Source organism: Pseudomonas neustonica, from assembly GCF_003797945.1.
Lineage (GTDB): Bacteria > Pseudomonadota > Gammaproteobacteria > Pseudomonadales > Pseudomonadaceae > Halopseudomonas > Halopseudomonas neustonica.
In genome coordinates this window covers 73295-79294 of sequence record NZ_RKKU01000020.1, presented here as the reverse complement: position 1 = coordinate 79294, position 6000 = coordinate 73295, and the positions used below count along the sequence as shown (strand labels likewise).

The window sequence follows — 6000 nt, the reverse complement described above, 5'->3', positions numbered from 1 at the left end:
GCAAGAGCAGACCTATTTGAATACATCGAGCGGTTCCATAATCCTAGGATGCGACGTAGAGTTGCTGCGCAGGATCAAAAGCTCTTAGCTGTTTTATAACCGTCCGTGGAAACGGGGTAGAACCCGAGGCTGTTTCCGGCGTTACAGATTGATCGCATCGAGCGCGAACTTCAAAGCACGCGGGCTGTACCCAATCAACCGGTTCAAGTTGCAAGGTATGTCGAGCTTACAGGGAGCTATTATGCGTAAAAGATTCATCTTGAGTGTGGTTCTTGGTGGTAGCGCTTTGCTTTTAGGTTGCCAAGATCCGCAAGCCAGTAGCCAAAACCACTCTGAAGCAAATGAGTTAACAGAGGCGCTAATCGAACTTGAGCGCAGAGCATACGAAGATATGATATTCATCAAGGGCGGCACCTTTACCATGGGTGATTTTGGTGCCGTTAGTGAGGCAGGAACTTGGCTCCCGTATTTTCCGCCAACTGCAGAGCAAAATAAAGCACATGAAGTCACCTTGTCTGACTACTCATTGAGCCGTCAGAAAACGACGTGGGAAGACTTTGATACCTACCTGGTGGTTAATGATCTTGATGTTTTTGAAAGGAACTTTTCTGATGTATGGGAACGAGAGCCATACAATCAGGATGCTTCGAGCCGGTTTTTCATCGATAAACCTGCAAAAGTTACCTGGCAAGAAGCCAAGGATTACTGCCAATGGTTGGGTGAAGAAACCGGTTTGCCGCTGGACTTGCCCACCTCAGCGCAGTGGGAGTTTGCTGGTCGTAATCGCGGTAGCAAAGAGTGGCTTTATTCCACCCATGACGGAAAATCTCTGGCGTCTAACCGTGAGCTAGAGGAACTGGTGTACGAGGGGAGCAAATTCGTTCCGGTTGGTAGCCGGCTGCCAGCTAACCCGCTTGGGCTTTATGATATGGCCGACAATGGAAAAGAGTGGGTCAACGACTGGTTCTCACCTACGTACTATGCTGAAAATCCCACTATTACCGACCCTCAAGGCCCGGCTGATGGCAGCAAAAAAATAGTACGCAATCTGGATTTCAGCTTTTCTCGAGTTGGCATGTCGGCGTCGCTTCCCAGCAATTTCAATGAGGAATGGAATGTCATTGCTGAATATACCTTTCGCTGTGCAGCTCAAAGCGACACCCCGGTCGGCAAGGTTCCTCAATAACGGTATACGCTTTCCTAATGGCTCGATCCGCTAAGTCCCCTGAGTAATAGCTATTTTGCTGCTAGCCATAAAGCGTTTGCATTTGCGTGTTCTGACGACGAGCGCACACCGGCCTGCGCAGGTCTTGGATAAAATACGGCGCTGCCAACGTATCTGCAGATTCCGCTTCAACTCAGCACAAGGAACAACGGATGTTCTCCCCCTTATTAAAGAAGCTGACAGAGCCAGACCTTGTTCTGATGGTTTGCCTTCGAGTGACTTCTACCGACGATAAGGTGCTGGGCCTGTGAGTAGCCTTACGGCCAGGTTGAAGTACTTATCTTTTATTCTTGTCTGGCTTTTTGTATCGCCTGCTTTCGCAGATCTTACGCCCGAGCAGCAGGCAGCCAAACGGAAAACGGGGTCAGATGAACATATCTGCACATATTTGCATGCTGCATATATGTATCTGAGTTCTGTGAGCTGGTCTCGCCTTTAGCTATTCCCGTTACACCGCGACTGCTGCCAAGATCCTTCTGCCACGCCGGAAAGGACCCCCCAAGGCGAGGCGGCGACAAGTATCAAAAACAATAGAATCAATGTTCATCTGCCCCGATTACCCTAACGAGAAACTTTGCTGGCTGCTCAGCGTAGTGGGCTGTTTGATGGGGTTGTCTAGAAGCCTATGCAGCTTTTAGGCTTCTAGAGCGGCGTATCCGACTGCAATGAGCACCTAAAGCTCGTGCCTGGTAGATGCCTACTTCTATTAAGATCGTCATTCCAGCGGCGGACTGTATTCGCGCTCATCCACATAGTCTCTTGGTAGTTTGACCCGCGACGAACTTTTTGTGTTCCCATGTTTGGCCCTTTAGGGTTCTCCAATGGAGACACCTGATAGTAATTTTCGGCGTACCAGTCGTTGACCCAGTCGGTCGCGTTGCCTGCCATGTCGTACAAGCCAAGCGGGGTGGCCGCAAACTGGGCGATAGGTAGCTCGTCGGTGATTTTATCTGCCGGGATATTGCGGCCATAATCAAGGCTGCCGGTGTCGGTTGGGTATTGGACATATTGGCCACGATTTCTTGCGGCATACTCCCACTGAGCCTCAGAGGGAAGGTCGACGGGATAGCTACTGAGCTCGCGAACCCATAGGCAATAGTCCTTGGCTTCCTGCCAGCTTTCCGTCCAAGCAGGTTTATCTGGATGGAAGAGTTCTTGAAGGTCTTCACGTTCTCGTAGATCGGCGTCGAACAGCGCCAAGCCCAAACTGGTTCGAAATAAATCAAAATCCTCAAGGCGAGTCTGGTAACGAGACAGATAGTAACTACTCAAGCGCACCTGATGCAGATAATCATCATGCCGCTCGGGCGTAATTGGGCAAAGTCGCTCCGGCTCCTGCCCATAGGGCCAAGTTCCCATATTTGCCGGATCGTATTGGCAAAGAGTGCCGAAGTCGCCCATCTCGAACTCTCCTCCCTCGATAAACACCATGTTGTCCAGTGAGCGCACCACGGTGGCGAGTATTTGCTTGCGCAGCTTGCCCGATAGGTCGGGGTAGCGGTCGTTGATACGCTGAGCGATGGCCTCGACTTTCTCTGCGCTTAGCTTTTCACTGTGGGGCAGAGGCTGCGACTGTGCATCACAGCCATGTAGAAAAAACAGGAAAAAGAGTGGCAGTAGAGCAAGGCGAGACATGCAAGCGTCCTGGTGGCGATGAGCTGTGGGGTGCAATGTAGCCGTGATGCTAAGGCAAAACGCCGACGTTGTTCACGAATAGCAAACGTGGCGGGGTCATTTTTGGTGAGGAAGGCCGGGATCAGGTCTTGCTTTTTGCCTCTAATAGTTGATTTTTCTTCAACCGAGAGTACTGATTAATTTTCACTTCGCGTAACTGGGTCAGGTGAACACTACAACCTTTCGCTGTGCGGCTCAAAGCGACACCCCGGTCGGCAAGGTTCCTCAATAACGGTATACGCTTTCCTAATGGCTCGATCCGCTAAGTCCCCTGAGTAATAGCTATTTTGCTGCTAGCCATAAAGCGTTTGCATTTGCGTGTTCTGACGACGAGCGCACACCGGCCTGCGCAGGTCTTGGATAAAATACGGCGCTGCCAACGTATCTGCAGATTCCGCTTCAACTCAGCACAAGGAACAACGGATGTTCTCCCCCTTATTAAAGAAGCTGACAGAGCCAGACTCTGTTCTGATGGTTTGCCTTCGAGTGACTTCAACCGACGATAAGGTGCTGGGCCTGTGAGTAGCCTTACGGCCAGGTTGAAGTACTTATCTTTTATTCTTGTCTGGCTTTTTGTATCGCCGGCTTTCGCAGACCTTACGCCCGAGCAACAGACAGCCAAAGAGCGTGGCAGCATTCTATATCACCAGTTCAAAGCGATATCTGCTGAGCCCTATTTGACTATCGCGGCAGAGGCGGGTGATTCGGAGTCTGAGTTTCTGTTGGCAGAAGCGCTGCGCAAGAACAATCGCTATATGACAGAAGAGGCCTATTACTGGCTCGAAGAGGCGGCTAGGCAGGGAATGCTCATCTGACCCCGATTTTCAATCGACTGCGCGATTTGATGAGGCTATTTCCGGCTCTCCAAATTGATCGTATTGAGCGTGACCTGGAGGGCACGCGTGCTGTTCCTGATCAGCCAGTACAGCTGGCTAGACACGTCGACTTCTCGAGAAGCTATTATGTATAAGTCTATCCTGCTAACTACCTTAGGAGCCGTCAGCCTTTCGCTTCAGGGTTGCGAAGAGCCCCAAGCTAGCGAATTCGATAATCTGTCAGTCTTGCTCGCCGAGCTTGAAGAAAAAACCAGTTCCAATATGGTTTTTATTGAGGGAGGTTCTTTTATCATGGGGGACTTTGGAGCAGTAGGAGATGACGATGTTTGGCGGCCGTATTTTCCGGCCACCATCGAAGAGGACAAGCCTCACGAAGTTACCCTGTCTAGTTATTATTTAAGCAATCAAAAAACGACTTGGGCGGATTTTGATACCTATCTTTTAGCTAATCAATTAGATGTTATTGAAAGGATTTATTCTGAAAACCGGGATAGAACTCCCTACAGCCAGGATCCATCCAGTCGGTACTTTATCGAAAAGCCTGCCCAGGTCACTTGGCAAGAAGCCAAAGGCTACTGCCAATGGATGGGCGCTCAAACAGCTCTGCCCCTCGATCTGCCCACCTCGGCACAATGGGAGTTCGCGGCGCGAAATCGCGGTAGCAAAGACTGGCTCTACTCTACCCACGATGGTAAATATCTGAACTCGAATTATGAAATGGCAGAGCTTGTTCACGAAGGTGCTGAATTTGTCCCGGTTGGCAGCCGTCTCCCACCTAACCCGCTTGGTATATACGACATGCTCGATAACGGTGAAGAGTGGGTAAACGATTGGTTTTCTAAAGCCTATTATCGAGAAAGCGATGGCGTGGTCGACCCTCAGGGCCCTGCACAAGGCGCGAAAAAAGTCATACGTAACCTAGGTACTGACTCACTCAGCTTTAGTTTTTCAAGGCGTGGCTCGTCGGAGTCTGTGCCCAGCTTTGCTGCCGAAGGTGAGCGGCTGATAATGGAGTACACGTTTCGCTGTGCCGCTCAGAGTAATAGCTTAATTCAGAAGAACACTGATAGAAAAGTAACTGGGGTCAGATGAAAATAGCACTAAGTTAAGCCGCTTTGTACGATGGCGGTAGCAATGACGCCTGAGCAAATCGAGCAAGCGTTGGCGTTTGCCAAGGAGTCGAAGGCTACCCATCCACCGCTGTCTTTCTTCCCCATGATACTTAACCCCATGGATAACTAAGCAACGATGAGCCGCGGCTAAAAGACCGTAAAGCCAGGCCAATAGTGGTTGTGGTTGTTGAGAACTCAAGGCTGTCGCTATGTTCGAGGTGGAGCCAACCGGATGGTTCAGTATCAACGGGGGCAGAGTCGTTGATTCTCTTAAGCCATACTTAAACCATGCACGCCAAGCGGTCTCCCTAGCCAAAAGGAGAATCCTCAGGGCACGGTTACCACGCCTTTATTTTCCTGGCTGCGCGCAATACGTGATTCAACGTGGCAATAACCGAGAAGCCTGTTTTTACAGCGAGGCGGACTACAAAGCTTACCCTAGCTCGGGATAGCCCCCCTGAGGTGCTATGCGCAAATAAGATAGAGCACGTTATTCAATGCTGCGAGGCTCCAACGCTGGGGTATCGCTTTAAACTGGCGGGGAACCTACAGCCTTAGATGCGTCCAACAGAAACAGTCACCTGAACAGGAGAGCCGTTATGGGCAACTCACTGAATGGCAAAAAGATCGCGTTTCTGGCGACCGAAGGCGTTGAGCAGATCGAACTGACCCGACCTTGGCAGGACCTTAAAGAGGCGGGCGCGACCTTGCATCTGGTATCGACCGAGGCGGAGGATGTGCAAGGCTTTAATCATCTCACCGCAGCTGACACCTTCAAGGTGGACCGTATTACCCAAGAGGTATCGGCCAATGATTATGATGCGCTGGTGTTGCCGGGTGGCGTGGCCAACCCGGACACGTTGAGGCTGGATAAGCACGCGATTGCGTTCATCACGGCTTTCTTTGCTGCCGGTAAGCCGGTGGCGGCAATCTGTCACGCGCCTTGGACGCTGATTGAGGCGGGGGTAGTCAAGGGCCGCACGCTGACTTCCTGGCCCAGCTTGAAAACCGATATAGAGAACGCCGGTGGCAAGTGGGTCGATCAGTCGGTTTGTTACGAGCAGGGGCTTATCACCAGCCGTAACCCCGATGACCTGGATGACTTTTGCAGCAAGTTGCTTGAGGTCTTTGCCGCTTAGCACGCGAGCCCGCG

General features: G+C 51.1%; 5 protein-coding genes. 4 read left to right on the top strand and 1 reads right to left on the bottom strand.

Annotated elements, in window-relative coordinates; translation table 11 throughout:
* Positions 1–241: 241 nt before the first annotated feature.
* Positions 242–1186 (top strand): formylglycine-generating enzyme family protein, encoded by a 945-nt coding sequence (locus EF096_RS14575; RefSeq protein ID WP_158611289.1) that lies wholly within the window; start codon positions 242–244, stop codon positions 1184–1186.
* A gap of 681 nt (positions 1187–1867) precedes the next feature.
* On the opposite strand, the gene EF096_RS14570 is transcribed toward EF096_RS14575, so the two are convergent.
* Entirely contained in the window at positions 1868–2860 is a 993-nt protein-coding gene (locus tag EF096_RS14570) for a formylglycine-generating enzyme family protein (protein WP_123890532.1), read from the bottom strand.
* 557 nt (positions 2861–3417) lie between these two features.
* On the opposite strand from EF096_RS14570, the gene EF096_RS14565 reads away from it, so the two are divergent.
* The 3 genes from EF096_RS14565 to EF096_RS14550 all read left to right on the top strand — a co-directional run bounded on the left by EF096_RS14565 (position 3418) and on the right by EF096_RS14550 (position 5986).
* Positions 3418–3714, top strand: a complete 297-nt coding sequence (locus EF096_RS14565; RefSeq protein ID WP_123890531.1) for a hypothetical protein — start codon at positions 3418–3420, stop codon at positions 3712–3714.
* Between the two features lie 87 nt (positions 3715–3801).
* Positions 3802–4827: a formylglycine-generating enzyme family protein gene (locus EF096_RS14560; RefSeq protein WP_123890530.1), complete on the top strand. Its 1026-nt coding sequence runs from the start codon at positions 3802–3804 to the stop codon at positions 4825–4827.
* A 619-nt stretch (positions 4828–5446) separates the two neighbouring features.
* Positions 5447–5986: a type 1 glutamine amidotransferase domain-containing protein gene (locus EF096_RS14550; protein WP_123890528.1), complete on the top strand. Its 540-nt coding sequence runs from the start codon at positions 5447–5449 to the stop codon at positions 5984–5986.
* The last annotated feature ends 14 nt before the right edge of the window (positions 5987–6000 follow it).

What these genes read in the sequence shown, in the direction of transcription:
- EF096_RS14550 (WP_123890528.1), top strand. Translation starts at nt 5,447, where the DNA reads ATGGGCAACTCACTGAATGGCAAAAAGATCGCGTTTCTGGCGACCGAA.
- EF096_RS14570 (WP_123890532.1), bottom strand. Translation starts at nt 2,860, where the DNA reads ATGTCTCGCCTTGCTCTACTGCCACTCTTTTTCCTGTTTTTTCTACAT.
- EF096_RS14575 (WP_158611289.1), top strand. Translation starts at nt 242, where the DNA reads ATGCGTAAAAGATTCATCTTGAGTGTGGTTCTTGGTGGTAGCGCTTTG.